This is a genomic window from Streptomyces sp. A1277, from assembly GCF_004795015.1.
GTDB lineage: Bacteria > Actinomycetota > Actinomycetes > Streptomycetales > Streptomycetaceae > Streptomyces.
The window spans coordinates 37,381-63,483 of sequence record NZ_SSBI01000022.1 but is presented as its reverse complement, the minus strand read 5'-3'; the positions used below and the strand labels follow the sequence as shown (position 1 = coordinate 63,483).

Genomic DNA, 26,103 nt, shown 5'->3' with positions numbered 1-26,103 from the left:
CGCGCACGGTGGGGTGAGCGGGAGTGCCGGGGCCCGGGCGCGGGCGCGGGTCAGCTCCGCGCGGCGCGCCCCCTGACGGGTCAGCTCCGCGCGGCGCGGCCCTGCTCGCTCTCCTGCTGCGGGGTGTCGCGCTCCTGGACGGCCTGCTGCTGCGGGGTGTCGCGCTCCTGGGCGGCCTCCTGCTCGGCGGCCGGGGTCCGCGGCTCGGCGACACCGGTGGCGCGCTCCCGCATCTTGCGGAGGAGTTCCTGCTTCTGGTCGGCGGCCGTCCTGCGGTCGGCGTCGCGCGCGGATCCTGCGCCCTGCGCCCCGGCGCGGGACAGCTTCTTGCGCTGTCCGCCGACGCCGAGGAGGTTGTTACGGCTCTTGGCCACGGGGTTCTCCCATTCCTGGTCTCAGTGAGGTCTGTCGCGACCTTGGATCGATACGGGGGGCGGCGGGCGGTCGGGCCCGCCGCGCGCTCACTCGTAGATCTGGAAGAACGAATACATGCGCAAGACGGTACCCATGCGGGGCGCCCTCCTCACCCGGTTTTCCGCCGGCGGACCCGATTCCCCCTACCGAGGGAACATGGACTGACAATTATTGAAATCTGTCATCGCACATGCCATGGTCGTTGTGCGGCGCCGCAGCGACTCTTGGGCGCCCCGACACGTCCTCACGCATCCCTCCGGCACCCCAGGAGTCCTCGATGACCGCCCTTCCCACCCGCGCACTCGGATCGACCGGCCCGCAGGTCTCCGCGATCGGCCTCGGCTGCATGGGCATGTCCGCGCTGTACGGCGAGAGCGACCGCGCCGAGTCGATCGCCACCATCCACGCCGCGCTCGAAGCCGGCATCACGCTGCTGGACACCGGCGACTTCTACGGCATGGGCCACAACGAGCTGCTGATCAACGAGGCCCTGCGCACCGCCCCGGCAACCGCCCGCGAACAGGCGCTGACCAGCGTCAAGTTCGGCGCGCTACGAACCGTCGAGGGCGGCTTCACCGGGTACGACGGACGTCCTGCGGCCGTCAAGAACTTCGCGGCGTACTCCCTGCAGCGGCTCGGCACCGACCACATCGACGTCTACCGGATCGCCCGGGTCGATCCCGACGTCCCGATCGAGGAGACCGTCGGAGCCATCGCCGAGCTGGTCGAGGCCGGACACGTCCGCCACATCGGCCTGTCCGAGGTGGGCGCCGACACGATCCGCCGGGCGGCGGCCGTCGCCCCGGTCTCGGACCTGCAGATCGAGTACTCGCTGCTCTCCCGGTCCATCGAGGCGGAGATCCTGCCCGCCTGCCGCGAGCTGGGCATCGGCGTCACCGCGTACGGGGTGCTGTCGCGCGGCCTGATCAGCGGCCACTTCAGCCAGGACCGCGAGCTGCCCCCGGGCGACTTCCGGTCCATGAGCCCCCGCTTCCAGGCGGAGAACCTCCGGCGCAACCTGGACCTGGTCGAGGCGCTGCGCAAGATCGCCGAGCAGAAGGGCGTGACGGTGGCCCAGATCGCCATCGCCTGGGTCCTCGCCCGGGGTACGGACATCGTGCCGCTGGTCGGTGCCCGCCGCCGCGACCGGCTGACCGAGGCCCTCGGCGCCCTGGACGTCCAGCTCGACGCGGTGGCACTCGCCGCGATCGAGGAGGCGGTCCCGGCGGGGTCGGCCGCCGGTGACCGCTACCCGGCCGACCAGATGGCCCACCTGGACAGTGAACGCTGACCCCCGGGTACGGTCGGCGAGGTGCGGGCCCCCGCCCCCTGCCCCCGCCCCGCCCGACGCCCCCGAAAGGCAGCACACCCACGATGACGCCGCCCCCCGACCCGCTGACCCCCGAGCGCATCCTCGAAGCGACCGAGGAGGTCCTGCGCCGCTACGGGCCCGCGAAGGCCACCGTGGTCGACGTGGCGAGGGCGCTGGGCGTCAGCCACGGCAGTGTCTACCGCCACTTCCGGACCAAGACCGCCCTGCGCGAGGCGGTGACCGGGCGCTGGCTGACCCGGACGGAGCTGGCGCTCACCGAGATCCTGGAGGCGACCGCCCAGCCTGCCCCGGACAAGCTGCGGCAGTGGCTGGAGACCCTGTTCGAGGCCAAGCGCCACAAGGCGGGCGACGACCCCGAGCTGTTCGCCACGTACCAGGTGCTGATGGGCGGGAGCACGGTCGTGGAGGACCACATCCGGCACCTGGTCGACCAGTTGCGGGAGATCATCGCGGAGGGGGTCGAGGAGGGGCGGTTCTCGGTCGACGATCCGGGGGCCGCCGCCCAGGCCGTCTTCGACGCGACGGCCCGCTTCCACGACCCGGGGTACGCCGCGGAGTGGCAGAAGCCGGCCATCGGGGCGGAGTTCGCCGCCGTATCGGACCTGCTGCTGCGCGGCCTGCGCGCCTGACCCCGGGCGCGGGAAGGGCCCTGGATGAGGGCCGAGCCCCGGACGAGGGCCGAGCCCCGGGCCCGGGACGTGCCCCTGACAGCGGCCGGCCCCCGGACAGCGGCCGGCCCCCGGGCACCGGCCCGGGCGCGACGGCTTCGGGTACCGGCCCCGGCGCCGCCCCGGACGCACGGAGCCCCCGGTTCCGCGGCGGGCGCGGAAGCGGGGGCTTCGGTCGGCGGGTGCGGCCGTCAGCAGCCGAGCAGACGGGAGCCGAGGTAGCTCTGGATCTGGTCCAGCGAGACGCGCTCCTGCTTCATCGTGTCGCGCTCGCGGACGGTGACCGCGTTGTCGTCCAGGGTGTCGAAGTCGACGGTGACGCAGAACGGCGTGCCGATCTCGTCCTGGCGGCGGTAGCGGCGGCCGATGGCGCCCGCGTCGTCGAACTCGATGTTCCAGTTCTGCCGCAGGTCGGCGGCGAGGCCCTTCGCCTTCGGCGAGAGCTGCGGGTTGCGGGACAGCGGGAGGACCGCGACCTTGACCGGCGCCAGACGCGGGTCGAGGCGCATCACGGCGCGCTTCTCCATGACGCCCTTGGCGTTCGGCGCCTCGTCCTCGCTGTAGGCGTCGAGGAGGAAGGCCAGCATGGCGCGGCCGACACCGGCCGCGGGTTCGATGACGAAGGGGGTGTAGCGCTCGCTCTTCTCCTGGTCGAAGAAGGACAGGTCGGTGCCGGATGCCTTGGAGTGGGCCGTGAGGTCGTAGTCCGTGCGGTTGGCGACGCCCTCCAGCTCGCCCCACTCGCTGCCGCCGAAGCGGAAGCGGTACTCGATGTCAGCGGTGCGCTTGGAGTAGTGGGAGAGCTTCTCCTGCGGGTGCTCGTACCACCGCATGTTCTCCTCGCGCAGGCCGAGACCGGTGTACCAGTTCCAGCGCTGCTCCATCCAGTACTCCTGCCACTGCTCGTCCTCGCCCGGCTTGACGAAGAACTCCATCTCCATCTGCTCGAACTCACGCGTGCGGAAGATGAAGTTGCCCGGAGTGATCTCGTTCCGGAAGGACTTGCCCATCTGCGCGATGCCGAACGGCGGCTTCTTGCGCGAGGTCTGCTGGACCTGGCCGAAGTTGGTGAAGATGCCCTGGGCGGTCTCGGGGCGCAGGTACGCGCCGGAGCCGGAGTCCTGGGTCGGGCCGAGGTGCGTGGAGAGCAGGCCGGAGAACTGCTTGGGCTCGGTGAAGGTGCCCTTGTTGCCGCAGTTGGGGCAGTTGAGGTCGGCCAGGCCGTTGACCGGCGGCTTGCCGTGCTTCTCCTCGTACGCCTCCTCCAGGTGGTCCGCGCGGTAGCGCTTGTGGCAGGAGGTGCACTCGGTCAGCGGGTCCGAGAAGGTGGCGACGTGGCCGGAGGCCACCCACACCTCGGGGGCCAGGATGACCGACGAGTCGATGCCGACCACGTCCTCACGGGAGGTGACCATGTAGCGCCACCACTGGCGCTTGAGGTTCTCCTTGAGCTCGACACCCAGCGGCCCGTAGTCCCAGGCGGCGCGCTGACCACCGTAGATCTCACTGCAGGGGTAGACGAAGCCACGGCGCTTGCTCAGGCTGACGATGGAGTCGATCTTGTCGGCGGCCACGGTGCTCTCTTCATTACGACGACGGAACTGGACAAGGGTGGCCCGGGGCGCCTCAGTGGGGGGTGGTGGTCGGGAGACGAGCGGGCGAATGGCCCAGATTACCGGCGGCCACGCCCCTTCGATCAAATCGGTATCGGAGCCGACGCCTTCGCCCGCCGCTCATCCCTCACCGCGCTCCCCACCTCAACCCGCTTGTTGACAATCGTTTCCACTTTTGTTGAAAATGACTGTCATGAACGTACGCCGCCTCATACCCGCCGCCGCCGTCGCAGGCGCAGCCGTCCTCGGTCTCACCGCCCTCTCCGCCTGCTCGACGTCCGGCACCTCCGGCCACAAGGACGGCGACCGGCTGAACGTGGTGGCGTCCTTCTATCCGATGCAGTTCCTGGCCGAGCGCATAGGCGGCGACCACGTCTCCGTCTCCACCCTGACCAAGCCCGGCATGGAACCCCACGACCTGGAGCTCAGCCCACGGCAGACCGGCGGCCTCAGCGACGCCGACTTCATCCTCTACCTGAAGGGCATCCAGCCCGCCGTGGACGACGCGATCAAGCTCTCCGAATCCCCGAACGCCCTCGACGTCACGACGCTGACCACGCTGGAGGACCACGGCACGGAGGTCGGCGACGAGGAGCACGGCCACGACGAGCACGACCACGATCACGGGGGCGAAGACGCCGGCGCGGACCCGCACATATGGCTGGACCCGGTGAAGTACACCGAGGTCGCCAAGGGAGTCGGCAAGTCCCTGGAGAAGACCGACCCGGACCACGCCGCGGACTACCGCGAGAACACCGCCGCCCTGGTCGAGGAGCTCGGCGCGCTCGACACCGCGTACCGGACGGGGCTGAAGGACACCGCGACCAGGACGTTCATCACCACCCACTCCGCCTTCGGATACCTGGCCGAGCGCTACGGCCTCACCCAGGAGGGCATCGCCGGCATCGACCCCGAGGCCGAGCCCAGCCCCGCCCGCATCAGCGCCCTGCACTCCATCGCGAAGGAGAAGAAGGTCACCACCGTCTTCTTCGAGACCCTCGCCAGCGACAAGACGGCGAAGACCGTCGCCGGCGACACCGGCCTGAAGACCGACGTCCTGGACCCGCTGGAGGGAATTACCGAGAAGTCCAAGGGCGATGACTACATCGAGGTCATGAAGTCCAACCTCGCCGCCCTGCGCACGGCACTCGGCGCGAAGTGAGCGACGACAGCACCGCCCGTATCGGCCCGAACCGCGCAGCAGCACCGGAGGCGCTCATGCCCGAGCCCCAGAACCCCACCCCCGAACCCGTGATCGTCGTCCGCGACGCCACCGCCACCCTCGGAGCACGCCCCGTGCTGCGCGGCATCGACCTGACCGTGCGCCGCGGCGAGGTCGTGGCCCTGCTCGGCGCCAACGGCTCCGGCAAGTCCACCGCCGTCCGCTCCGTCATCGGCCAGGTCCCCCTGAGCGGCGGCACCGTCGAGCTCTTCGGCACCCCGCTGCGCCGCTTCCGCGACTGGGCCCGGGTCGGCTACGTGCCCCAGCGCACCACGGCCGCCGGCGGCGTGCCCGCCACGATCCGCGAGGTCGTCGCCTCCGGGCGGCTGTCCCGCACCCGGCTGGGCCTGCCCCGCAGGGCCGACCGCGCCGCCGTGGACCGGGCCATCGAGCTCGTCGGCCTCGCGGACCGCGCCAAGGACTCGGTCAGCGCCCTCTCCGGCGGCCAGCATCAGCGCGTGCTGATCGCCCGCGCGCTCGCCGCCGAGCCCGAGCTGCTGATCATGGACGAGCCGATGGCGGGCGTCGACCTGGCCAGCCAGGAGATCCTCGCCGACACCCTGCGCGAGCAGGTCGCGGCCGGCGCCACCGTCCTCCTCGTCCTGCACGAGCTGGGCCCGCTGGAGCCCCTGATCGACCGGGCGGTCGTGCTCCGCGACGGCTGTGTGATGCACGACGGGCCGCCCCCGAAGGCCGTCGGGCAGCACGCCCTGCCCGGCCACGACCACGTACACCCCCACGCGGCTTCCGAGCCCGTCCGGACGGGACTGCTGAGCTGACCATGGAATTCCTCAACCCTCCCTTCATGCAGCGGGCCCTGCTCGCCGCCGTACTGGTCGGCGTCATCGCGCCCGCCGTCGGCATCTACCTGGTGCAGCGCCGGCAGGCCCTGATGGGCGACGGCATCGGCCACATCGCCATGACCGGCGTCGGCCTCGGCTTCCTGCTCTCCACCAGCCCGGTCTGGATGGCCACCGCCGTCGCCGTCGCGGGCGCGGTCGTCATGGAGCTGATCCGCTGGTACGGCCGCACCCGCGGCGACATCGCGCTGGCCATGCTCTTCTACGGCGGCATGGCGGGCGGTGTCCTGCTGATCAACCTCTCCGACACCGGCTCCAACGCCAACCTCACCTCGTACCTCTTCGGCTCGCTGTCCACGGTCTCCTCCGAGGACATCACCGCGATCTCGCTGCTGGCCGCGTTCGTACTGCTGGTGACCGTGGGGCTGCGGCGGCAGTTGTTCGCCGTCAGCCAGGACGAGGAGTTCGCCCGGGTGACCGGCCTGCCGGTGCGCGTGCTGAACCTGCTGGTCGCGGTCACCGCCGCGGTCACCGTCACCGTCGCGATGCGGGTCGTCGGGCTGCTGCTGGTCAGCGCCCTGATGGTGGTGCCGGTCGCCGCCGCGCAGCAGATCACCCGGTCCTTCAAGGTGACGTTCGTGCTCTCCGTCGTCATCGGGGTCGGCGTCACCCTGGCCGGCACCATCACCTCGTACTACCAGGACGTCCCGCCCGGCGCGACGATCGTGCTGCTGGCCATCGGGGTCTTCGTCGCCCTGACCCTGCTCGCCGCCCCACTGGCCCGCAGCCGCGCCCGGCGCGGCGAAACCGAGACGGAGCGGTGCACCCTGGAAGTACCGGCGGCCCGCCCGGCACCGGACGACGCCCGAGTCTGATCCCCCGGACGGGGCGGGCTGGCACAATGGCCCGACAGATGTACGGGCGACACGAGGAGGCTCCTGTGGCGACGGCGCCGATCAGTGGAACGAACGCGGCTCCGGTCCGCGGCCGGTCGACCCGGCAGCGGGCGGCCGTGGCGGCGGCGCTCGACGAGGTGGACGAGTTCCGCAGCGCCCAGGAGCTGCACGACGTTCTCAAGCACCGGGGCGACTCGGTCGGCCTCACGACGGTCTACCGCACCCTGCAGTCCCTGGCCGACGCCGGCGAGGTGGACGTCCTGCGCACCACGGAGGGCGAATCCGTCTACCGGCGCTGCTCGACCGGCGAGCACCACCACCATCTGGTCTGCCGGATGTGCGGCAAGGCGGTCGAGGTCGAGGGCCCGGTGGTCGAGCAGTGGGCGGAGACCATCGCGACACAGCACGGCTTCGTGAACGTGGCGCACACGGTCGAGGTCTTCGGCACGTGCGCGGACTGCGCGAGCGGCGAGAAGTGAAGTGATCCGGGCCCGGCGTAGGCGTACAGCACGTACGCCCCCGCCGAGCCCGTTGCTCAGCTGCCGGAGGCGGCGGCCTCTTCGGCGCCGCCGAACCGGCGGTCGCGCTGGGCGAACTCCAGGCAGGCCCGCCACAGGTCACGGCGGTCGAAGTCCGGCCACAGCACGTCCTGGAAGACCATCTCGGCGTAGGCGCTCTGCCAGATCAGGTAGTTCGAGGTGCGCTGCTCGCCGCTGGGCCGCACGAACAGGTCGACGTCCGGCATGTCCGGGTAGTAGATGTACTTCGCGAACGTCTTCTCGTTGACCTTCGACGGGTCGAGCCGCCCGGCGGCGACGTCCTGCGCGATCCGCTGCGCGGCGTCCGCGATCTCGGCCCGGCCGCCGTAGTTGACGCAGAAGTACAGCGTCATCCTGTCGTTGTCCTTGGTCTGCTCCTGGGCGACCTGGAGCTCCTGGACGACCGACTTCCACAGCTTGGGCATGCGGCCCACCCAGCGGATGCGGATGCCCAGCTCGTCCATCTCGTCACGGCGGCGGCGGATGACGTCCCGGTTGAAGTTCATGAGGAACTTCACCTCCTCCGGGGACCGCTTCCAGTTCTCCGTGGAGAAGGCGTACAGCGAGAGGTTCTTGACGCCCATCTCGATGCACCCCTTGAGCACGTCCATGACGACGCCCTCGCCGACCTTGTGCCCCTCGGTGCGGGGCAGGCCCCGCTCCTTGGCCCAGCGGCCGTTTCCGTCCATCACCACGGCGACGTGCTTGGGCACCAGCTCACCGGGGATCTTCGGGGGCGTGGCACCGGACGGGTGCGGCTCCGGGGTCTTGTAGTCGCGCCGGTTACGGCCGCCGAGCATCCCGCGTACTGCCATGAGCTTCTCAGTCTCCCTGTGTCACTTCTCTACGTACCGCAGTGAACGCAGCCCGCGCTCCAGATGCCAGTGCAGATAGGCGGACACCAGCCCGCTCCCCTCCCTGACATGACGCGCCTCGCACGCGTCCGCCGTCTCCCAGTCGCCGGTGAGCAGGGCGCTCAGCAGGGCGACGGCCTCCGCCGAGGGTACGACGCTGCCGGGCACCCGGCAGTCGCCGCATACGATGCCGCCCGCCGCGACGGAGAAGAAACGGTTCGGTCCTGGCAGCCCGCAGCGCGCGCAGTCGTCGAAGCTGGGAGCGTAGCCGTTGACGGCGAGGGAACGCAGCAGGAAGGCGTCCAGGATCAGGTGCGGCTCGTGCTCGCCCCGGGCCAGCGTGCGCAGCCCGCCCACCAGCAGCAGGTACTGCTGGACCGCGGGTTCGCCCTCGTGGTCGGTGAAGCGCTCGGCGGTCTCCAGCATCGCGGTGCCCGCGGTGTAGCGCCCGTAGTCGGTGACGATTCCACCACCGTACGGGGCGATCGTCTCGCTCTGGGTGCAGAGCGGCAGCCCGCGTCCGACCAGTTCGCTGCCGCGCGCGAAGAACTGCACGTCCACGTGGGAGAACGGCTCCAGCCGGGCCCCGAACTTGGATTTGGTGCGGCGCACGCCGCGCGCGACGGCCCGCACCCGGCCGTGGCCCCGGGTCAGTATCGTGATGATCCGGTCGGCCTCGCCCAGCTTCTGCGTGCGCAGCACCACGCCGTCGTCCCGGAACAAGCTCATGCGTCCATTGTCCGGTACGCCACCGACACGCGGGGCCGGCCCCCGTGCCCCGGCCCGGTCAGTGCCCCGCCGCGCCGCCGCCCGCGGGCCCGACCGGCCCCGGTTCGTAGGCGACGATCACCAGCTGGGCCCGGTCGCGGGCGCCTGGCTTGCCCATGATCCGGCTGACGTGGGTCTTGGCGGTGAGCGGGCTGAGGCCGAGGCTCTCGGCGACCCCGGCGTTGTTGAGGCCGCGCGCGACCAGGGCGAGGACCTGGCGCTCGCGCTCGGAGAGCCTGCCCAGGGCGCCGGGGCCCGGCCCGGCGGGGGCTTCCGGGAAGGGTGCGGCGCTCCGGTTACTCCCCGGGGCGTACCGGGGCGGTGGGGGCCTGCGGCCGGGCGGGCCCGTGGGGGAAGCGGTCCCAGTGGGGGTCGTCCCAGCGGTCGGCGGCGAGGCCGAGCAGCCGTATCCGGTCGATGAGTTCCGCCGGTGCGCCGTGGGCGCGGAGCCGGGCGGGGGCGTACCGGACGAGCCAGGCGGTCAGCGCGGCCCGGATCTCGTCCTCGTTGTCCCAGGCGGTCCAGGGCAGTTGGTCCCCGAGCAGCTCCCACTCCCACGCGGCGACCAGGCCGGCCAGGTGACCGTCCGCCGGGGGTCCGGTCAGCGCCTCCCAGGCGGCGAGCCAGGGCCCGGCGGTGGCGGACGCCTCGATGACCGTCGTCAGGACGTCGTGCGCAGGCACCACCGGGTCCGGCTCGCTCAGGGTGGACGCCCACCAGGCGTGCAGGAACTCCCGGACCGCCGCGGCCTGCGCGTCGGGCCACTCCTGCCAGCGGCCGAGGGAGAACGAGCGGCCGACGTCCGCCGGCCAGGCGTCGTCGAGACCGCCGGCGAGGGCGCGGGCGAACTGCGGCAGGATGCGGCGCAGCACGGCGCCGTGGTCGGTCCAGTCCGGGGCCTGCCAGCTGCGCCGCAGCAGGTCGGGGTCGAGCGCGGTGTCCGGCGTCTTGAGCTGTGCCAGCTCCTCGGGGCCGCCCCAGTGGCACTCGCAGTTGTGCTCGTCGGGGCGGGCGGTCATACCGGCGAAGGTGACGCTCAGGTGGTCCAGCGCGGCGGCGAGGCGCAGGCGTGCGCCGGTCTGCTCGGGGCTCATCGGGGAGCTCGCAATCAGGGCTCCGGGGGCTTGCGCCGTCCGAAGGGACCCAATCTACCGGGGCGCGGGTCCGGAGCGTCAGGAGGGCGTACGCGCCGCCGCGGCGAGGAGGCGGGCGGTGTCCTCGGCGCGGAGCCGCAGCGCCCCGCCGACCGTGGTCAGCACCTCGCGCTCGGCCGGGCTGTACGCCCCGTCGGCGAGGGCGATCCGGGCGCCCTGCAGCAGAATCGATTCACGTCCGGCGGGGGCGAGGTGCGGGGCGAGCGGTTCCAGCGCCTCGTGGAGCTCGATGGCGAGGGCCGCGCCGCATGCCTCGGCCGCGGGGTCGAACGCGGAGCCGTGGCCGATGTCGGCGGACAGGACCTCCACGACGGTGGCGAGCTGCTCCGCCGTACAGTCCTCGAAGCCGGCGCCGCGCACGGTCTCGACGGCGGTCTCCAGGACCGTACGGGAGGTGCTGCCGCCGGCCGCGAGGACGCCGAGGGCCACGGTGTGCACGGCGTCCCTGAGCATCGCGGAGAACCGGGTGGTGGTGGGGTGGTCGAGCGCCTCCGGCTCGAAGTGCTGGTGGCAGGCGGCGCATTCGACGACCGGGCCCGTGGTGCCGCGCCGCACCAGCGGCACGCCGAGCACGGCGAAGCGGCGACGCCCGGTGAGACGGCGGTAGTTGCGGTCGCCTCCGCAGCCGGGGCAGAAGAACTCCCCGTCGCCCACGGCGTCCCACAGCGTGCGGGTGCCGCAGATACGCAGCTTCATGGCGCGTTGTCCCAGGGCTGACCGCACGTCGCACACCTCCGTAACTCCCCCGTGGCCCCAAGGTCGCGGGAGGTACCCCTCGGCATCATTGCCGTGTGAACGTGATGTTAACCACATCCCCGTGGCGCCGTCAGCACCTCGCCTGTCACAACCGTCCGGAGATGGCCGAACCCCGCCCCCCGGAAGCGGGTGGACGGGGTTCACGGACCGTACGACTTCGGGCTCTTTCGGGCGCCGGATCAGCGGGTGGCGCGGTTGACGGCCGAGACGACCGCCTTCAGGGAGGCCCGGGTGGTGTTGGCGTCGATGCCGATGCCCCACAGGACCTTTCCGTCGATGGCGCACTCGATGTACGAGGCGGCCTGCGCGCTCGCGCCCTCGCTCATGGTGTGCTCGGTGTAGTCCAGCAGCCGGGCGTCGATGCCGATGGCCTGCAGCGCTTCGAAGAACGCGGAGATCGGGCCGTTGCCGGTGCCGGTCAGCACGGTGTCCGCGCCGTCCACGGTCGCTTCGACGGTGATCGTGTCGCGGCCGTCGGAACCGGTCGTGCTCTGGCCGGAGCGGATCTGTACGCGGCCCCAGGCGTTGTCCGGGTTGGGCAGGTACTCGTCCTGGAACACGCTCCAGATCTGCGTCGGCGTGACCTCGCCGCCCTCGGCGTCGGTCTTGGCCTGAATGATCCGGGAGAACTCGATCTGCATCCGGCGCGGCAGGTCCAGCTTGTGGTCGTTCTTCAGGACGTATGCGATACCGCCCTTGCCGGACTGCGAGTTGACCCGGATGACCGCCTCGTAGGAGCGGCCGACGTCCTTCGGGTCGATCGGCAGGTACGGGACCGCCCACTCGATGTCGTCCACGGTCTTGCCCCGGGCGGCCGCGTCGGCCTCCATGGCGTCGAAGCCCTTCTTGATGGCGTCCTGGTGGGAGCCGGAGAAGGCGGTGTAGACCAGGTCGCCCGCGTAGGGGTGGCGCGGGTGGACCTCCATCTGGTTGCAGTACTCGCTGGTGCGGCGGATCTCGTCGATCTGCGAGAAGTCGATCTGCGGGTCCACGCCCTGCGAGAACAGGTTCATGCCCAGCGTCACCAGGTCGACGTTGCCGGTGCGCTCGCCCTGGCCGAACAGGCAGCCCTCGATCCGGTCCGCCCCGGCCATCAGGGCCAGTTCGGCGGCGGCGACGGCGGTGCCGCGGTCGTTGTGCGGGTGGACGGACAGGCAGACGAACTCGCGGCGCGACAGGTTGCGCGACATCCACTCGAACCGGTCCGCGTGCGTGGACGGCGTCGAACGCTCCACGGTGGCGGGCAGGTTGAGAATGATCTCGCGGCCCTCCTCGGGCTGCCAGACGTCGCAGACCGCCTCGCAGACCTCCAGGGCGAAGTCCAGTTCGGTGTCGGTGAAGATCTCCGGGCTGTACTGGTAGCCGAAGATCGTCTCGTCTCCCAGGATCTTCTCGGCGTACTCCATGACCAGCCGGGTGCCGTCCACGGCGATCTGCTTGACCTCGTCCCGGGTGCCGCGGAAGACCACGCGGCGGAAGGTGGGGGCGGTCGCGTTGTACAGGTGGACGGTGGCGCGGTGGGCGCCGCGCAGCGATTCGACGGTGCGCTCGATCAGTTCCTCGCGGGCCTGCGTCAGGACGGAGATCGTCACGTCCTCGGGGATCGCGCCCTCTTCGATGATGGAGCGGACGAACGCGAAGTCGGTCTCGCCGGAGGACGGGAAGCCGACCTCGATCTCCTTGTAGCCCATGCGTACGAGCAGGTCGAACATCTCGCGCTTGCGGGCCGGCGACATCGGGTCGATCAGGGCCTGGTTGCCGTCGCGCAGGTCGGTCGAGAGCCAGCGGGGAGCCTTGGTGATCCGCTTCTCGGGCCACGTGCGGTCGGGGATGTCGACGGCCTCGTAGCGGCCGTACTTGTGGACCGGCATCCCGGACGGCTTCTGCAGCACCGTGGCGTTGGTGATCGGCGTGGGGCGGCCGACGGCGTTCGAGGCGGGGGTCTGCGCGGGATTCACTTCGGTCATGGCGTAGGGCTCCTCGGGGTCCTTCTACGGGACGGCCGACTGTGTCACTGCAACACCAGACTCCGCGGGGAGGGGGTCGGCCTACGACTACAGGCCCTCGCCGCGGCAGCTAAGAAGAAGCAGCCCGAAACGCATGATGCGTCGAGACTAGCCGAGGGGCGCCCGAGACGTCGGTGCTGTATCAGTATGCGGGATCGAGCGGCTGAAACACCCAACAGTGCCCAATCACTCTATTTCGTCAATCGCGGTTGCAACCAGTGACATTGCGCTTACGCACTGCCACAGTCGTGTGTATGCAGCCTCGATTCCAGCAGGGGTTCCACCCCGTCTTCTGCACCATCGTTCCGCCCCACCTCCTCGACAAACTGTCCCAGTCAGACGACCCCATCCTCTCGGACCCGGCCCGCCGCACCCTGCAGTCCGACGCCGCCCGGCGCACCCGGCGGCAGATGACCACCGTCGCCCGGCCCACCGCCGCACCCGAGCCGGACGACGACCGGTCCGCCAAACCCGACCGCACCCTCTACGACTGCCGCCACGGCACGGACCTGCCGGGCACCAAGGTCCGCGCCGAGGGCGAGGACCCGACGTCCGACGCCAGCGTCAACCGCGCGTACGCGGGCCTCGGCGCCACCTTCGAACTGCTGCTCAGCGCCTACGGCCGGCGCTCCATCGACGGCCACGGCCTGCCGCTGATCGGCTCCGTCCACTACGACGAGAAGTACAACAACGCCTTCTTCGACGGCGAGCAGATGGTCTTCGGAGACGGGGACGGCGAGATCTTCCTCGACTTCACCGTCGCCATCGACGTGATCGCCCACGAACTGACGCACGGCCTCACGCAGTACACGGCCAACCTGAGCTACTACGGCCAGTCCGGCGCGCTCAACGAGTCGGTCTCGGACGTCTTCGGCTCCCTCGTCAAGCAGCACTCGCTGGGCCAGACCGCCGCGCAGGCGGACTGGCTGATCGGCGAAGGACTGCTGGCACCCCGGGTCCAGGGCGTGGCGCTGCGCTCGATGAAGGCACCCGGCACGGCGTACGACGACGACGTGCTCGGCAAGGACCCGCAGCCCGCCTCCATGGACGACTACGTCCACACCGGCGACGACAACGGCGGGGTGCACCTCAACTCCGGCATCCCCAACCGCGCGTTCTACCTCCTGGCGACCGCGCTCGGCGGCAGTTCCTGGGAGCGGGCGGGCCAGCTCTGGTTCGATGTGCTCACAGGTGGTGAACTGGCGGTGGACGCGGACTTCGCCGACTTCGCCCGCCTGACCGTGGCGGCGGCACGCAGCCGCTTCGGCGACGGCGACGAGGTCGAGGCGGTCCTCAAGGCATGGTCGGAGGTGGGCGTTCCGACCAGTTAGGCACCCGCACCGACCGGCCCGTCCGTCGTGGAAGGACAGCACATGCGGATCCAGGTGAGCAGGACCGGCGGCTTCGCCGGCATCGCGCGCCACCGCGAGATCGACACCTCCGGACTGGCCGACGCCCAGGAGTGGGAGGCCCTGGCCGGCTCGGCACTGGCCGAGGGCCAGGATGCCGCGCCCAGGGGCGTGCCGGACGGCTTCAGCTACCGGATAACGGTCGACGGCCGGACCGTGCACTGCGCGGACCCGCGCCTCACCGACGCCCAGCGCGCCCTGATCTCACGCGTCCTGAAGGAGGGCGCGTGAGAGGGGCGGGCGCGAGCGGGCGGGGCTGAGACGGGGGCGGAGGCAGGCCAGGGCTGAAGCACGTCAGAGCCGGGCTTCAGAACCCCGGCTTCAGAACCCGGGCTTCAGAACCCGGGCTTCAGAACCCGAGCTTCCGCAGCTGCTTCGGGTCGCGCTGCCAGTCCTTGGCGACCTTCACGTGCAGGTCGAGGAAGACCGGTGTGCCGAGCAGGGCCTCGATGTGCTTGCGGGACTTGGTGCCGACTTCCTTCAGCCGCTTGCCCTTCGGGCCGATGATGATGCCCTTCTGGCTGGGGCGCTCGATGTAGACGTTGGCGTGGATGTCCAGCAGCGGCTTGTCCGCCGGCCGGTCCTCCCGCGGCAGCATCTCCTCGACGACGACCGCGATGGAGTGCGGCAGCTCGTCGCGTACGCCTTCGAGCGCGGCCTCGCGGATCAGCTCCGCGACCATCACCATCTCCGGCTCGTCGGTGAGGTCGCCCTCGGGGTAGAGCGGCGGGCCCTCGGGCAGGAGGGGGGCGATCAGGTCGGCCAGCAGCTCGACCTGCTGGTCCTTGACGGCCGAGACCGGGATGATCTCCGCCCACTCGAAGCCGAGCTCCTCGCCGAGCCGGGAGACGGCGATCAGCTGTTCGGCGAGCTGCTTGGAGTCGACCAGGTCGGTCTTGGTGATGATCGCGATCTTGGGCGTCTTCCTGATGCCCGCGAGTTCCTTGACGATGTACTTGTCGCCGGGGCCGAGCTTCTGGTCGGCGGGCAGGCAGAAGCCGATGACGTCGACCTCGGCCCACGTGGTGCGCACGACGTCGTTGAGCCGCTCGCCCAGCAGGGTGCGCGGCTTGTGGAGGCCGGGGGTGTCGACCAGGATCAGCTGGGCGTCCGGCCGGTGCACGATGCCGCGCACGGTGTGCCGGGTCGTCTGCGGCCGGTTGGACGTGATGGCCACCTTCCGGCCGACCAGAGCGTTCGTCAGGGTGGACTTGCCCGCGTTGGGACGTCCCACGAAGCAGGCGAAACCGGCCCGGTGGGGGTCGGTGTTCTCAGCCTGCCGCGCAGCGGCTTCAGGGTTAGGTCGAGCGCTCATGGCGCCCATTGTCCCCGATCGCGGGGGCCGCGGGGCACCGAGGCGCCCGCCACGGCCCCCCGGGCCCCGCTTCAGGCGGTGCGGCGGCGCCTGCGCCGGGCCCGTGCCCACAGCGCCGCGCCCCCGGCGAGCGCGGCCACGAGCACGCCCGCGACCAGCCAGGGCAGCGCGAAGTACGAGACGGAAGCGGACTCGCGGGTCTCGCGGGCGGTCGCGGTGAGCTTGATCTCGCCCCACTCCAGCTGCGGCGCGCCCGCCCACTCCTCGGTGAGCCGGACCGCCTGGTGCGGCAGCAGCTCCGAGGGGACGTGCGTGAGGCCCCGGGCGAGCAGGGTGCGGCCGAAGAGCCCCTGCGCCTTGAGGACGACCTTTGGACTGAGGGTGACGTTGCCCCGGTTGCGCAGGGTGTACGAGATGACGGCCCGGGAGGCGCCGGTGCCCGGGATCAGGGGCTGGGTGTGCTCGACCTTCACGTCGTCCACGGAGAGCGCGGGCATCGTCGGACCGTTGACCCGCAGATAGATCCGGGCGCCCACGGCCTTCTGGATGCCCACGGCGACGGCGCCCGCGTCGGCCGGGTCGATGCGCTCGTCCAGGGCGACGAGGGCTCCGGGGTGGTCGCCCGGCTCGGCGTCCTCGGGGACGCGGATGGTGACGGGCACGGTGAGCGAGCCGTGCGGCTTCACGGTGACCCGGTCGCGGCCCGCCTTCGCCCAGGCGCCGACGGCACGCTGCCGCTCGGTGCGCGCGCGGACCGCGAAGCCGCCGTCGCGCGGGGTGTTGTAGGCGTCGGCCGCGTACAGCCGGAAGGTCAGGGGTGTGCCGGTCTTGTTGGTGACGGTCACCCGGTCGGTGAGGGTGGCGCCGGGGTCGGCGGACAGGTAGAAGTACGGGCGCCCGCCCGCGTCGGCGGTGGCCGGGAAGACCGACCAGCTGCCGTTGTCGGCGGCGCCGGCGGCAGGGGCGCCGAACAGGATCAGGGCCCCGGTCAGCAGGGCCGGCAGGAGGACGGACAGCTTGGAACGCACGGTGCGGGCCCCCAGGGTGCACGCTCGGGCGGGATGGGCCGGCCGGGTGCGCGCCCGGCCCACCGGTCGATCGGTGAGACACACCCGAGGGGTGCTCAGGTGAGGGTGAGGGTGAGCACCCCGGTGTACGCGCCGGGGGCGGTGAACGCCGGTACGTCCAGCGTCAGCCGGGCGTCCACGGCGAACTCGCCTCCGGTGAACGTGCCGTCCGGCGTGGAGGCCAGGGTGGCTCCCGCGCTGCCGACCGTGCCCTTCGACCCGGCCGCACAGGTGCTGGGGCTGCCGGACTTCGTCGCGCAGGCCGGTTCCCAGCCGAGCGCCGAGGCGCCGATCGCGGCCCCGCCCGGCCCCGTGAAGTCGGTGACCTTGCCGGTCAGGGACCAGCCCGCGGGCCCGCCGCGGAAGTCCTTGACGGTCACCGTGTTCAGGGCGCCGGTGGAGGCGCCGCCCTGCCCGAAGTCGACCGCCGACAGGGCCACCGAGTCCCCGGCCTGGGCCATGGAGAGGGTGCCCGCCTTGACGGAGGAGGTCAGCCGCTGGCTGCCGTCCGGGATCTCGCCGCCGCCCTGGGTGACGGTGTATGCCCGCGGCCCGGCTCCCTTGGCGGCGTCCCAGCCGGTGCCCTCGTAGGCGACGACGCCGGTGGTGGCGGGGACGTTGACGGTGAGCTGCCCGCTGAAGGAGCCCGAACCGTCCGCCTTGACCGTCGCGGTGTCGCCGGTCTGCGCGTCCCCGGCCCGGCCGGCGAGCGTGACGGAGGCGCCCGCGGTGAACTTCGACCCGGTCACGGTGACCGGGGCGCCTGCCTTGCCGGAGGCCGCGCCGAGCCGGATGGACCGTTCGTTGACCTGGCCGCCGCCATCGGTGGCGATGATCTTCTGGGAGACGGGGGCGGGCGGATCGGTGACCGTGCAGGGCGTGTCCAGCTCCATGATGTAGCTGGTGTGGATGTTGTAGTCACCGGGCGAGAGGCTGATCTCGCCGGGGGCGGTGACCGTGAAGGTGCCGGTCATCGAGAACGACGGGAAGGTGCCTTTGCCGGGCACCGGGCCGTTCTTCTTCGGGCCCGTCACCGTGACGTCCCCGGACTGCGCACCGGCGACGGTGACCTTGCCGGTCGGCGTCATGATGTCGGCGGGCAGGGCGAGGTCGACCGGGTTGCTCGCGGCCGGTTCGACCACGGTGTAGGTCACCGTGACGGTGTCGCCGACCTTCGGGGCGGCGTTGTCGACGGTGATCCCGGCCGAGGTCGTCCCGTCGATCGGCGGGATGCCCGCGATGGCGGGCGGGATGCAGTGGGTCGGGAAGTCCACCGCCACCGAGGCAGTCGCCATGGCCTGCGCGGGCCCGGCGAGCAGCCCTCCCCCGGCGACGACGAGCACCCCGGCCCCCAGCACGGCGGCCCGGCGCCGGCCCACCAGGCCGGTGAGCCACAGGACGCCGGACCATCGGCCACCGGACCTTCGGTCACCGGCCGCCGCTCGGACGAAAGATCTCCGGGTGCCGGATCTTCGGATGTCGGCACGTCGGCTTGCTGGACGCATGGAGCCCCCTCCCGCGGAATCCGGCGCGACGGCTCGTCCGCGCCGGGCAGGGGGCCATTGATGGCTCCGGCCGAAAAGAAGTCAATGCGATCGGACCGCGCCGACTGATGGGCCATCAGGTGCTGTCAAGATCCGTACGCGCGAACGCCCCACACCAGCCCATGAGGTGTGGGGCATCCGTGCGCGTACGACGGGTCAGCCGGCCGTGACGCTGAGCCGCAGCCGCCCGTCCGGCCCGGCGAGCAGCACGGGCGTGTCGGCGCCGCCCAGGTCCCGTACGGCGGCCCGGTCCTCATCGGAGGGGGCCTCGGCCTCGGAGACGACCGCGGCGGCCTCCAGGGAGGTCGCCCCGCTGGCCACCGCCATCGCGACGGCCGTCCGCAGCGCGCTGAGCTTCAGCGAATCCAGCTCGACGGTCCCCGCCACATACGTGCGTCCGGTCTCGTCCCGTACGGCCGCGCCCTCCGGCACACCGTTGCGGGCGCGGGCGCTGCGCGCCAGGGTGACGATCTTGCGGTCCTCGGCGCCGAGGTCGGTGCTCTCAGTCATGTGCCGAGCATACGAAGCCCGGCGCGGGCCCGGGCACGCGGGAGTCCGGCCGGCGGGATTTCCGGAACACGCCCTACGGCGACACGCCCTACGGCCGGTCCAGCCGCAGCCGCTCCGCCTTCGGGAGGCCGGCCACCACCAGGTCGTAGCTGTCCTCGATCAGCTCGCGCAGCTTCGCATCGGGCAGTCCGGACACCGTGACGGTGTTCCAGTGCCGCTTGTTCATGTGCCACCCGGGCACCACCGCCTCGTACTCCTCGCGGAGCCGCACGGCGTCGTCGGGGTCGCACTTGAGGTTCACCGTCAGCGGCCGGGCGTCCAGCGCGCTCAGCGCGAACATCTTGCCGAGCACCTTGAAGACGGACGCCTCCGGGCCGAACGGGAACTCCTCGACGCTCTCGTTGAAGTCCAGGCAGAACGCCCTCAGCTGCTGCGGCGTCACTCCGGGATCCCCTCCTCCTCGGGAGCCACCGGCTCCACCAGCACCGTGACGATCTTGTTCCGCCGGCCCGCCGGGGACTCGGCGGTCAGCCGCAGCCGCCGCCCGTCGGGGAGTTCGACCTCCGAGGAGGCGCCGGCGATCGGGACGCGTCCCAACGCCTTGGCCAGGAGTCCGCCGACCGTCTCCACGTCCTCGTCGTCGTACTCGTCGAGCCCGAACAGGTCGCCGAGGTCGCCGATGTCGAGCCGGGCGGTCACCCGGAAGCAGCCGTTCTCCAGCGCCTGGACGGGCGGCAGCTCGCGGTCGTACTCGTCGGTGATCTCACCGACGATCTCCTCCAGGATGTCCTCGATGGTGACGACGCCCGCGGTGCCGCCGTACTCGTCGATGACGACGGCGACGTGGCTGCGCTCCTGCTGCATCTCGCGCAGCAGGTCACCGGCGTTCTTCGTGTCGGGCACGAACGTCGCCGGGCGCATCGCCGTGGAGACCGGATCGGCCTCCGACTCCCGGTTGATGTGCGTCTTGCGGACCAGGTCCTTGAGATAGACCATCCCGACGATGTCGTCCTCGTTCTCGCCGGTGACCGGAATCCGCGAGAAACCGGACCGCAGCGCGAGGGTGAGCGCCTGGCGGATCGTCTTGTAGCGCTCGATGCAGACGAGGTCGGTGCGCGGCACCATCACCTCGCGCACGAGCGTGTCGCCGAGCTCGAAGACGGAGTGCACCATGCGGCGCTCCTCGTCCTCGATCAGCGACTCCTGCTCGGCGAGGTCCACCATGGCCCGCAGCTCGGCCTCGCTGGCGAACGGGCCCTTGCGGAACCCCTTGCCCGGGGTCAGCGCGTTGCCGATGAGGATCAGCAGCTGCGGGACGGGGCCCATGATCCTGGCCAGCGGCAGCAGGACGTACGCCGCGGCGGTCGCCGTGTTCAGCGGGTGCTGGCGGCCGATGGTGCGCGGCGAGACACCGATCGCGACGTAGGAGACGAGGACCATCACGCCGATGGCGACGGCCAGCGCCTCCCAGGTCTGCGGGAACTCCTTCAGGCAGGCGTAGGTGACGAGCACCCCGGCGGCCATCTCGCAGGCGACCCGCACCAGCAGGGCCACGTTGAGATAGCGCGTCGGATCGGCCGCGACCTGTTCCAGCTTGTCGCTGCCGCGCCGGCCCGAGCGGACCGCCTCGGCGGCCCGGAAGCTCGACGTACGGGCGATACCGGCCTCCGCGCAGGCCGCCAGCCAGCCGACGACGACCAGCAGGACCACGCCGAGGATCAGGGGCAGGCTCACGAGACGGTCGGGGCGGGGGACGGGCCGGTCAGCCCGTGCTCACCGCGCCAGCCGTCCACGATGGCCGCCTGGAGGCCGAACATCTCGGCCTTCTCGTCCGGCTCCTCGTGGTCGTAGCCCAGCAGGTGCAGCACCCCGTGGACGGTGAGGAGCTGGAGCTCCTCGTCCATGGAGTGCTGCGTCTCGGCTTCCTCGCCCTGCCTCTTGGCGACCTCGGGGCAGAGCACGATGTCACCGAGGAGCCCCTGCGGGGGCTCCTCGTCGTCCTTGGCCGGCGGACGCAGCTCGTCCATCGGGAAGGACATGACATCGGTCGGGCCGGGCAGGTCCATCCACTGGATGTGCAGCTGCTCCATGGCGGCGCTGTCCACCACGATCACCGAGAGCTCGGAGAGCGGGTGGATCCGCATGCGTGCGAGCGCGTAGCGGGCGATGTCGAGGATCGCCTGCTCGTCGACCTCGGTTCCGGACTCGTTGTTGACGTCGATCGACATGGTGCGCTGCTACTGCTTCCCGTTGTGGCGGCCCCGGCCCTTGCCGCTGCCGTCCTGATCGCCCTTGCTGTCGTACTTCTCGTACGCGTCGACGATACGGCCGACCAGCTTGTGCCGGACGACATCCTGGGAGGTGAGCCGGGAGAAGTGCACGTCGTCGATGCCCTCCAGGATCTCCTGCACCTGGCGCAGACCGCTCTTGGTGCCGGTCGGCAGGTCGACCTGGGTGACGTCACCGGTGACGACGATCTTCGAGTCGAAGCCGAGCCGGGTCAGGAACATCTTCATCTGCTCGGCGCTGGTGTTCTGCGCCTCGTCCAGGATGATGAAGGCGTCATTCAACGTCCGTCCGCGCATATACGCCAGGGGCGCGACCTCGATCGTGCCCGCCGCCATCAGGCGCGGGATCGAGTCGGGGTCGAGCATGTCGTGCAGGGCGTCGTAGAGCGGGCGCAGATACGGGTCGATCTTGTCGAAGAGCGTGCCCGGAAGGAAGCCGAGCCGCTCGCCCGCCTCGACGGCGGGACGGGTCAGGATGATCCGGCTGACCTGCTTGGACTGCAGGGCCTGGACCGCCTTGGCCATGGCGAGGTAGGTCTTGCCCGTGCCGGCGGGGCCGATGCCGAAGACGATCGTGTGCTGGTCGATCGCGTCGACGTACCGCTTCTGGTTGAGCGTCTTGGGGCGGATGGTACGGCCGCGGCTGGAGAGGATGTTCTGCGTGAGCACCTCGGCCGGGGTCTCGGTGCCGTCCGCCTTGCCGTTGTCACTGGCCTTGAGCATCGCGATCGACCGTTCCACGGCGTCCTCCGTCATCGGCTGTCCGGTGCGGAGCACCAGCACCATCTCGTCGAACAGGCGCTGGATCAGGGCGATGTCCGCCGGGTCGCCCGTCGCGCTTATGTCATTGCCCCGGACGTGGATGTCGGCCGCCGGGAACGCCGCTTCGATCACGCGCAGCAGCGAGTCGCCCGCTCCCAGGAGCATCACCATCGGGTGAGCGGCCGGGATGCTGATGTGGGCACGCGCCTGCGGCTGTGTGGGTGACTGAGTCATGGGCCGGCCCTCGGGCCTGCGCATACCTCCCGTTGCAGGGTTCTCGCTGCTCGAAAACCTCGTGTGCCTCAAGCCTACGACTCCGCACTGACAACACCAGAGGTTTTCACGGGCGGTACCGGTCGGGGAGGTTACGGGCGGAAGCCGATCGTGGGTACGGCCCGGCGCAGCGGCCAGGGGCGGGCGGCCGCCGGCAGCAGGTCCTGGAGGAAGGCGTAGCGCTGGAGCGCGGCCGGGTCCTGGCCGGCGCAGGTGCGCACCCGCTGCCACCAGGCGCCGATCTCCGCCCAGCCGGGGGCCGACAGGGAGCCGCCGAACTCCTGGACGGAGAGGGCGGCGGTCAGCCCGGCGAAGGCGAGGCGGTCGGCGAGGGGCCAGCCGGCCAGGGTCCCGGTGACGAAGCCGGCCACGAAGACGTCGCCCGCCCCGGTCGGGTCCAGGGCCTCGACCTCGATGGCCGGCACCTCGGCGGCGGCCCCGGTGGCCCCGTCCACCGCGTACGCGCCCTCGGAGCCGAGGGTGACGACGGCGAGCGGTACGCGTTCGGCCAGCACGTGCGCGGCGGCGCGGGGGCAGTCGGTACGGGTGTAGCGCATCGCTTCCTCGGCGTTGGGGAGGAAGGCGTGGCAGTGCTCCAGGCCGCTCAGGGCGTCCAGGTCCCAGCGCCCGGTGTCGTCCCAGCCGACGTCGCCGAAGATCAGGGCCCCCTGGCCGGCGGCCTCGGCGACCCAGGGCTCGCTGCGGCCGGGGACGAGGGAGGTGACGGCGGCCCGGGCCCTGGGCGGGTAGCGGGGGAAGGCGGGGGCCTCCGGCGACGCGGTGGTGGGCAGGGCCGGGGCCTCGTGGCCGTGCGAGACCATCGTCCGCTCGCCCTCGTACGCCATCGAGACGGTCACCGGGGAGTGCCAGCCGCGGACCGTGTGCGACCGCGACAGGTCGATGCCCTCGCCCTGTTCGAGCGCGTCCCAGCAGTACTCGCCGTAGTGGTCGTCGCCGAACGCGGCGGCCAGTGAGGTGTGCAGGCCGAGGCGGGCCAGGGCCGTGGCCATGTTGGCGACCCCGCCGGGGCTGGAGCCCATGCCGCGCGCCCAGGACTCGGTGCCGCGCACGGGGGCGCTGTCCAGGCCGGTGAAGATGATGTCGAGGAAGACCGTGCCGGTGAGGAAGACGTCGCAGTCGGGGTCCTGCGGTGCGCGCAGCCCGCCGAGCGGGTCGATGTCGGGTACGTCAGCGCTCACCTTGCACTCCCCGGTCGTGGCGGTTGCGGCCAGTGTGCCCGATTCCCGGTCGCGTTGGACGCGTGCGCGCCGGGCGTGTGTTCACCGGTGCTGACCTGCGTAAACATGCGCAGTTACCCAACCAGGAACGACGTAAACACAAAGGTGTCCCAGATCACAGCAGGGCGCCTTTCGGTGGGCCGGGGGCGCTTGATACAAATTGGGCCGCGAGCACCGTTGGCGACGTATCCGACGGAAGCACCGATTTCCGCATATCTCAGCATCACCCCCCTCCGCACCACCCCCTTCGCATCACCCCTTCTGCGTCATCCCCCCTCCGCACCACCCCTCTGTCTCCTGCCTCCTCTGGCATGTCTTCAGGAACGCCCATGTCCTCGCGCCCGCGCGCCGCGTGGCCCCTGGTCGCCGTGTTCACCGCCGGTTACCTCGCCTCCTATCTCCTCCCCACCCTCGTGGGACGGCTCTCCGTCTACCTGGGCCTCAGCACGGCCCAGGCCGGGCTGGTCGGCAGCGCCCTGCTGCTGAGTTCGGCCTCCGCGGGCTTCAGCCTGGCGGGACGCGTGGAGACGTACGGGCCGTGCAGACCGGCCAGGGCCGGACTGATCCTGTGCGCGGTGGGGTACGGCTGCGCGGCGCTGGCCGGCTCCGTGCCGCTGGTGGTCACCGGCGCGGTCATCGGCGGCTTCGGCTCCGGTACGGCGACGGCCGTCGCGGCGGCGGGCATCGCCGCCCAGCGCGACCCGCACCGCACCTCGTCCCTGGGGCTGCTGAGCGTCTCGGCGACCGCGGGCGCCCTGTACCTGACGGTCCCGCACCTGGGCGGCGGCCACCGGCTGCCGTTCGCCTCGATCGCCCTGGTCGCGCTGCTCGCCTGGCCGGCCACCTCCCGTCTCGGCGGCTCCGCCCCCTCGGGGCCGGCCGTCCCCGCGGCCGGCCGGCTGCCGCACCGCCGCTCCGGCCTGGTGCTCGCGGGCGGCATGCTCGTCTGGTCGATGGCTCAGAACGCGCTGTGGGGCGTCAGCAGCCGGATCGGCGTGGTCCAGGTCGGGCTGTCCGAGGTGACCATCGGCGCGGTGTTCGCCGCCGCCCTCGGCGCCGGGCTGCTCGGCGTGATGGGCGCCGGGGTGCTCGGCTCCAAGCTCGGGCGCGCGGTGCCGATCGGCGTGGGCACCGCGGTCATCGCGGGGAGCATCGTGCTCAGCTCGTCGGCCGGGAGCCTGCGCTCCTTCGCGACCGGCGAGATCCTGTGGAACACCGTCTACCCGGTGGTCCTGTCGTACCTGATCGGCCTGGCCGCCTCCCTCGACGTACGCGGCCGCTGGGCGGTCCTGGCGGGCTCGGCCTCATCGGTCGGCGTGGCCTGCGGGCCGGTGCTCGGCAGTGTGCTGTCCGAGGAGGCCGGCTACGCCGGGATGGGGCTGATCCTGGGCGCGGCGACGCTGCTGGTCGCGGTGCCGGTGACGGCCGTCGCGCTGCATACCGGTGGCCGTCCGCTGGTGCCCGGCTCGGTGCGCCGCAGGGGTGGCGCACCGGCGGCCCTGCTCGCGGTCACCACGGGTGCGGTGCCCGGGGCCGTGCCCAAGGTGGGCGCGCCCGAGCAGGCCGTCACGGAGATCAGCATCCCGGCCCTGCGGCGCAGGCGCCTGGGCAGGAGCGCGTTCCGGACGGCCGGCCCGGCGGGCGGTCAGTCGAACGCGTACGCCTCGACCTCCGACAAGTAGCGTGCCCTGCGCTCCTCGTCGTGGTCGAGGAAGGCCGCCTCGAAGGAGTTGCGGGCCAGGGTGCGCAGCTGCTCGTGGTCCAGGCCGAGGGCCTCGTGGACGGCGTGGAAGGTGTCTGCGACGTACCCGCCGAAGTAGGCGGGGTCGTCGGAGTTGACCGTGCAGAGCAGCCCGGCGTCCATCATGGCGGGCAGCGGGTGCTGCTCCAGGGTGTCGATGGCGCGCAGCCGTACGTTGGACAGCGGGCACAGCGTGAGCGGCACCCGGTCGGCGACCAGCCGCGCCACGAGCTCGGGGTCCTCCAGGCAGCGCAGTCCGTGGTCGATGCGTTCCACGCCCAGGACGTCGAGCGCCTCGCGGATGTAGGCGGGCGGGCCCTCCTCCCCCGCGTGGGCGACCTTGCGCAGCCCGAGCGCCCCGGCCGCCTCGTACACCTCGCGGAACTTCGCGGGCGGATGGCCGACCTCGGCGGAGTCCAGACCCACGGCGCTGATCCGGTGCAGGTGCGGCCTGGCCGCCTCCAGGGTCTCCAGGGCCGATTCGGCGGGCTGGTCGCGCAGGAAGCACATGATCAGCTGGGTGGAGATGCCGTGCTTCTCCTCGCTGCGCTCCAGCGCCCGGCCCAGGCCCTCCACGACGGTCCCGATGGGCACGCCGCGTGCGGTGTGGGCCTGGGGGTCGAAGAAGATCTCCGCGTGGCGCACGCCCTGGGCCGCGGCGCGGGTGAGGTAGGCGTCGGCGAGTGCGGTGAAGTCGTCCTCGGTCCGCAGCACCGCCATCAGCGCGTAGTAGAGGTTCAGGAAGCTCTGCAGGTCCTCGAAGAGGTACGCGGTGCGCAGGGCCTCGGTGTCCGCGTACGGCAGGGTCACGCCGTTGCGCGCGGCGAGCGCGAAGGCCAGTTCGGGTTCGAGGGTTCCCTCGATGTGGAGGTGGAGTTCCGCTTTGGGGAGGTGCACGGTGTTTCTCGCTAACGCATGTGGTGCTGGGTGCTG

The 26,103-nt window shown here is 71.6% G+C and carries 26 protein-coding genes and 1 pseudogene; 9 read left to right on the top strand and 18 right to left on the bottom strand.

Annotated features, from left to right (window positions below; all coding sequences use genetic code 11):
• Positions 1 to 80 precede the first annotated feature (80 nt).
• Positions 81 to 374, bottom strand: coding sequence for a DUF6243 family protein (locus E6R18_RS16900; protein WP_136317719.1), 294 nt, complete (start codon positions 372 to 374; stop codon positions 81 to 83).
• A gap of 317 nt (positions 375 to 691) precedes the next feature.
• Here E6R18_RS16900 and E6R18_RS16895 point away from each other — a divergent pair, with 317 nt between their 5' ends.
• Both E6R18_RS16895 and E6R18_RS16890 read left to right on the top strand, forming a co-directional pair.
• Positions 692 to 1,705 (top strand): aldo/keto reductase, encoded by a 1,014-nt coding sequence (locus E6R18_RS16895; RefSeq protein WP_136317718.1) that lies wholly within the window; start codon positions 692 to 694, stop codon positions 1,703 to 1,705.
• An 83-nt stretch (positions 1,706 to 1,788) separates the two neighbouring features.
• Positions 1,789 to 2,376 (top strand): TetR family transcriptional regulator, encoded by a 588-nt coding sequence (locus E6R18_RS16890; protein ID WP_136317717.1) that lies wholly within the window; start codon positions 1,789 to 1,791, stop codon positions 2,374 to 2,376.
• A gap of 230 nt (positions 2,377 to 2,606) precedes the next feature.
• Here the strand turns inward: E6R18_RS16890 and E6R18_RS16885 are convergent, their stop codons facing one another.
• Positions 2,607 to 3,989 carry a glycine--tRNA ligase gene (locus tag E6R18_RS16885; RefSeq protein ID WP_136317716.1) on the bottom strand — a complete coding sequence of 461 codons (1,383 nt, stop codon included), beginning with the start codon at positions 3,987 to 3,989 and terminating at the stop codon, positions 2,607 to 2,609.
• A gap of 232 nt (positions 3,990 to 4,221) precedes the next feature.
• Between E6R18_RS16885 and E6R18_RS16880 the strand changes: the two genes are divergently transcribed.
• The 4 genes from E6R18_RS16880 to E6R18_RS16865 all read left to right on the top strand — a co-directional run bounded on the left by E6R18_RS16880 (position 4,222) and on the right by E6R18_RS16865 (position 7,425).
• A complete protein-coding gene (locus E6R18_RS16880) occupies positions 4,222 to 5,190 on the top strand; it encodes a metal ABC transporter substrate-binding protein (protein WP_136317715.1) in 969 nt (322 codons plus the stop codon).
• A gap of 56 nt (positions 5,191 to 5,246) precedes the next feature.
• On the top strand, positions 5,247 to 6,029 hold the full coding sequence (locus tag E6R18_RS16875) for a metal ABC transporter ATP-binding protein (RefSeq protein WP_136317714.1): 783 nt from the start codon (positions 5,247 to 5,249) through the stop codon (positions 6,027 to 6,029).
• 2 nt (positions 6,030 to 6,031) lie between these two features.
• Positions 6,032 to 6,925 carry a metal ABC transporter permease gene (locus tag E6R18_RS16870; protein ID WP_136317713.1) on the top strand — a complete coding sequence of 298 codons (894 nt, stop codon included), beginning with the start codon at positions 6,032 to 6,034 and terminating at the stop codon, positions 6,923 to 6,925.
• A gap of 65 nt (positions 6,926 to 6,990) precedes the next feature.
• Positions 6,991 to 7,425, top strand: a complete 435-nt coding sequence (locus tag E6R18_RS16865) for a Fur family transcriptional regulator (protein ID WP_136317712.1) — start codon at positions 6,991 to 6,993, stop codon at positions 7,423 to 7,425.
• Positions 7,426 to 7,481: 56 nt separating this feature from the next.
• On the opposite strand, the gene E6R18_RS16860 is transcribed toward E6R18_RS16865, so the two are convergent.
• The 6 genes and pseudogenes from E6R18_RS16860 to leuA all read right to left on the bottom strand — a co-directional run bounded on the left by E6R18_RS16860 (position 7,482) and on the right by leuA (position 12,984).
• Positions 7,482 to 8,300, bottom strand: a complete 819-nt coding sequence (locus E6R18_RS16860; RefSeq protein WP_136317711.1) for an isoprenyl transferase — start codon at positions 8,298 to 8,300, stop codon at positions 7,482 to 7,484.
• A 21-nt stretch (positions 8,301 to 8,321) separates the two neighbouring features.
• The gene (gene recO / locus E6R18_RS16855; RefSeq protein ID WP_018103271.1) at positions 8,322 to 9,068 is read right to left on the bottom strand and encodes a DNA repair protein RecO; all 747 of its coding nucleotides are present in this window, start codon (positions 9,066 to 9,068) and stop codon (positions 8,322 to 8,324) included.
• Positions 9,069 to 9,126: 58 nt separating this feature from the next.
• Positions 9,127 to 9,354 (bottom strand): annotated as a pseudogene (locus E6R18_RS16850) (helix-turn-helix transcriptional regulator); the annotation flags it as partial.
• Between the two features lie 49 nt (positions 9,355 to 9,403).
• Positions 9,404 to 10,201, bottom strand: a complete 798-nt coding sequence (locus E6R18_RS16845) for a hypothetical protein (protein WP_136317710.1) — start codon at positions 10,199 to 10,201, stop codon at positions 9,404 to 9,406.
• A gap of 78 nt (positions 10,202 to 10,279) precedes the next feature.
• Positions 10,280 to 10,957, bottom strand: a complete 678-nt coding sequence (locus E6R18_RS16840) for a TerB family tellurite resistance protein (RefSeq protein ID WP_136317709.1) — start codon at positions 10,955 to 10,957, stop codon at positions 10,280 to 10,282.
• A gap of 239 nt (positions 10,958 to 11,196) precedes the next feature.
• Entirely contained in the window at positions 11,197 to 12,984 is a 1,788-nt protein-coding gene (gene leuA / locus E6R18_RS16835) for a 2-isopropylmalate synthase (protein ID WP_136317708.1), read from the bottom strand.
• A gap of 293 nt (positions 12,985 to 13,277) precedes the next feature.
• Here leuA and E6R18_RS16830 point away from each other — a divergent pair, with 293 nt between their 5' ends.
• Together E6R18_RS16830 and E6R18_RS16825 are read left to right on the top strand one after the other, a co-directional pair.
• Positions 13,278 to 14,354, top strand: a complete 1,077-nt coding sequence (locus tag E6R18_RS16830) for a M4 family metallopeptidase (protein WP_136317707.1) — start codon at positions 13,278 to 13,280, stop codon at positions 14,352 to 14,354.
• A 42-nt stretch (positions 14,355 to 14,396) separates the two neighbouring features.
• Entirely contained in the window at positions 14,397 to 14,663 is a 267-nt protein-coding gene (locus tag E6R18_RS16825) for a protealysin inhibitor emfourin (RefSeq protein ID WP_136317706.1), read from the top strand.
• Between the two features lie 118 nt (positions 14,664 to 14,781).
• On the opposite strand, the gene era is transcribed toward E6R18_RS16825, so the two are convergent.
• The 9 genes from era to E6R18_RS16780 form a co-directional block, all read right to left on the bottom strand.
• Entirely contained in the window at positions 14,782 to 15,747 is a 966-nt protein-coding gene (era, locus tag E6R18_RS16820) for a GTPase Era (RefSeq protein ID WP_136317705.1), read from the bottom strand.
• A 71-nt stretch (positions 15,748 to 15,818) separates the two neighbouring features.
• Complete coding sequence (locus E6R18_RS16815) at positions 15,819 to 16,775, bottom strand: DUF916 domain-containing protein (RefSeq protein WP_240799762.1); 957 nt, start codon at positions 16,773 to 16,775, stop codon at positions 15,819 to 15,821.
• 95 nt (positions 16,776 to 16,870) lie between these two features.
• Complete coding sequence (locus tag E6R18_RS16810; RefSeq protein WP_136317756.1) at positions 16,871 to 18,193, bottom strand: beta-xylosidase; 1,323 nt, start codon at positions 18,191 to 18,193, stop codon at positions 16,871 to 16,873.
• 321 nt (positions 18,194 to 18,514) lie between these two features.
• Positions 18,515 to 18,868 carry a cytidine deaminase gene (locus tag E6R18_RS16805; protein ID WP_136317704.1) on the bottom strand — a complete coding sequence of 118 codons (354 nt, stop codon included), beginning with the start codon at positions 18,866 to 18,868 and terminating at the stop codon, positions 18,515 to 18,517.
• An 88-nt stretch (positions 18,869 to 18,956) separates the two neighbouring features.
• A complete protein-coding gene (locus E6R18_RS16800; protein ID WP_136317703.1) occupies positions 18,957 to 19,310 on the bottom strand; it encodes an MmcQ/YjbR family DNA-binding protein in 354 nt (117 codons plus the stop codon).
• Positions 19,307 to 20,602, bottom strand: coding sequence for a hemolysin family protein (locus E6R18_RS16795; protein WP_136317702.1), 1,296 nt, complete (start codon positions 20,600 to 20,602; stop codon positions 19,307 to 19,309). The genes E6R18_RS16800 and E6R18_RS16795 overlap by 4 nt, the downstream gene beginning before the upstream one ends.
• Entirely contained in the window at positions 20,599 to 21,096 is a 498-nt protein-coding gene (gene ybeY / locus E6R18_RS16790; RefSeq protein ID WP_136317701.1) for an rRNA maturation RNase YbeY, read from the bottom strand. The genes E6R18_RS16795 and ybeY overlap by 4 nt, the downstream gene beginning before the upstream one ends.
• A 9-nt stretch (positions 21,097 to 21,105) precedes the next feature.
• Entirely contained in the window at positions 21,106 to 22,152 is a 1,047-nt protein-coding gene (locus E6R18_RS16785) for a PhoH family protein (RefSeq protein WP_136317700.1), read from the bottom strand.
• Positions 22,153 to 22,283: 131 nt separating this feature from the next.
• Positions 22,284 to 23,390, bottom strand: coding sequence for a PfkB family carbohydrate kinase (locus E6R18_RS16780; protein WP_136317699.1), 1,107 nt, complete (start codon positions 23,388 to 23,390; stop codon positions 22,284 to 22,286).
• Positions 23,391 to 23,758: 368 nt separating this feature from the next.
• Here E6R18_RS16780 and E6R18_RS16775 point away from each other — a divergent pair, with 368 nt between their 5' ends.
• Positions 23,759 to 25,111, top strand: a complete 1,353-nt coding sequence (locus tag E6R18_RS16775; protein ID WP_136317698.1) for an MFS transporter — start codon at positions 23,759 to 23,761, stop codon at positions 25,109 to 25,111.
• Here E6R18_RS16775 and E6R18_RS16770 read toward each other — a convergent pair.
• Entirely contained in the window at positions 25,075 to 26,067 is a 993-nt protein-coding gene (locus E6R18_RS16770) for an adenosine deaminase (RefSeq protein WP_136317697.1), read from the bottom strand. The genes E6R18_RS16775 and E6R18_RS16770 overlap by 37 nt on opposite strands.
• Positions 26,068 to 26,103: the final 36 nt, after the last annotated feature.

Excerpts from the sequence above, each read along its gene's own strand:
- E6R18_RS16895 (WP_136317718.1), top strand. The coding sequence starts at position 692 with ATGACCGCCCTTCCCACCCGCGCACTCGGATCGACCGGCCCGCAGGTC.
- E6R18_RS16890 (WP_136317717.1), top strand. The coding sequence starts at position 1,789 with ATGACGCCGCCCCCCGACCCGCTGACCCCCGAGCGCATCCTCGAAGCG.
- E6R18_RS16880 (WP_136317715.1), top strand. The coding sequence starts at position 4,222 with ATGAACGTACGCCGCCTCATACCCGCCGCCGCCGTCGCAGGCGCAGCC.
- E6R18_RS16875 (WP_136317714.1), top strand. The coding sequence starts at position 5,247 with ATGCCCGAGCCCCAGAACCCCACCCCCGAACCCGTGATCGTCGTCCGC.
- E6R18_RS16870 (WP_136317713.1), top strand. The coding sequence starts at position 6,032 with ATGGAATTCCTCAACCCTCCCTTCATGCAGCGGGCCCTGCTCGCCGCC.
- E6R18_RS16860 (WP_136317711.1), bottom strand. The coding sequence starts at position 8,300 with ATGGCAGTACGCGGGATGCTCGGCGGCCGTAACCGGCGCGACTACAAG.
- recO (WP_018103271.1), bottom strand. The coding sequence starts at position 9,068 with ATGAGCTTGTTCCGGGACGACGGCGTGGTGCTGCGCACGCAGAAGCTG.
- E6R18_RS16845 (WP_136317710.1), bottom strand. The coding sequence starts at position 10,201 with ATGAGCCCCGAGCAGACCGGCGCACGCCTGCGCCTCGCCGCCGCGCTG.
- E6R18_RS16840 (WP_136317709.1), bottom strand. The coding sequence starts at position 10,957 with ATGAAGCTGCGTATCTGCGGCACCCGCACGCTGTGGGACGCCGTGGGC.
- leuA (WP_136317708.1), bottom strand. The coding sequence starts at position 12,984 with ATGACCGAAGTGAATCCCGCGCAGACCCCCGCCTCGAACGCCGTCGGC.
- E6R18_RS16830 (WP_136317707.1), top strand. The coding sequence starts at position 13,278 with ATGCAGCCTCGATTCCAGCAGGGGTTCCACCCCGTCTTCTGCACCATC.
- E6R18_RS16825 (WP_136317706.1), top strand. The coding sequence starts at position 14,397 with ATGCGGATCCAGGTGAGCAGGACCGGCGGCTTCGCCGGCATCGCGCGC.
- era (WP_136317705.1), bottom strand. The coding sequence starts at position 15,747 with ATGAGCGCTCGACCTAACCCTGAAGCCGCTGCGCGGCAGGCTGAGAAC.
- E6R18_RS16805 (WP_136317704.1), bottom strand. The coding sequence starts at position 18,868 with ATGACTGAGAGCACCGACCTCGGCGCCGAGGACCGCAAGATCGTCACC.
- ybeY (WP_136317701.1), bottom strand. The coding sequence starts at position 21,096 with ATGTCGATCGACGTCAACAACGAGTCCGGAACCGAGGTCGACGAGCAG.
- E6R18_RS16785 (WP_136317700.1), bottom strand. The coding sequence starts at position 22,152 with ATGACTCAGTCACCCACACAGCCGCAGGCGCGTGCCCACATCAGCATC.
- E6R18_RS16775 (WP_136317698.1), top strand. The coding sequence starts at position 23,759 with ATGTCCTCGCGCCCGCGCGCCGCGTGGCCCCTGGTCGCCGTGTTCACC.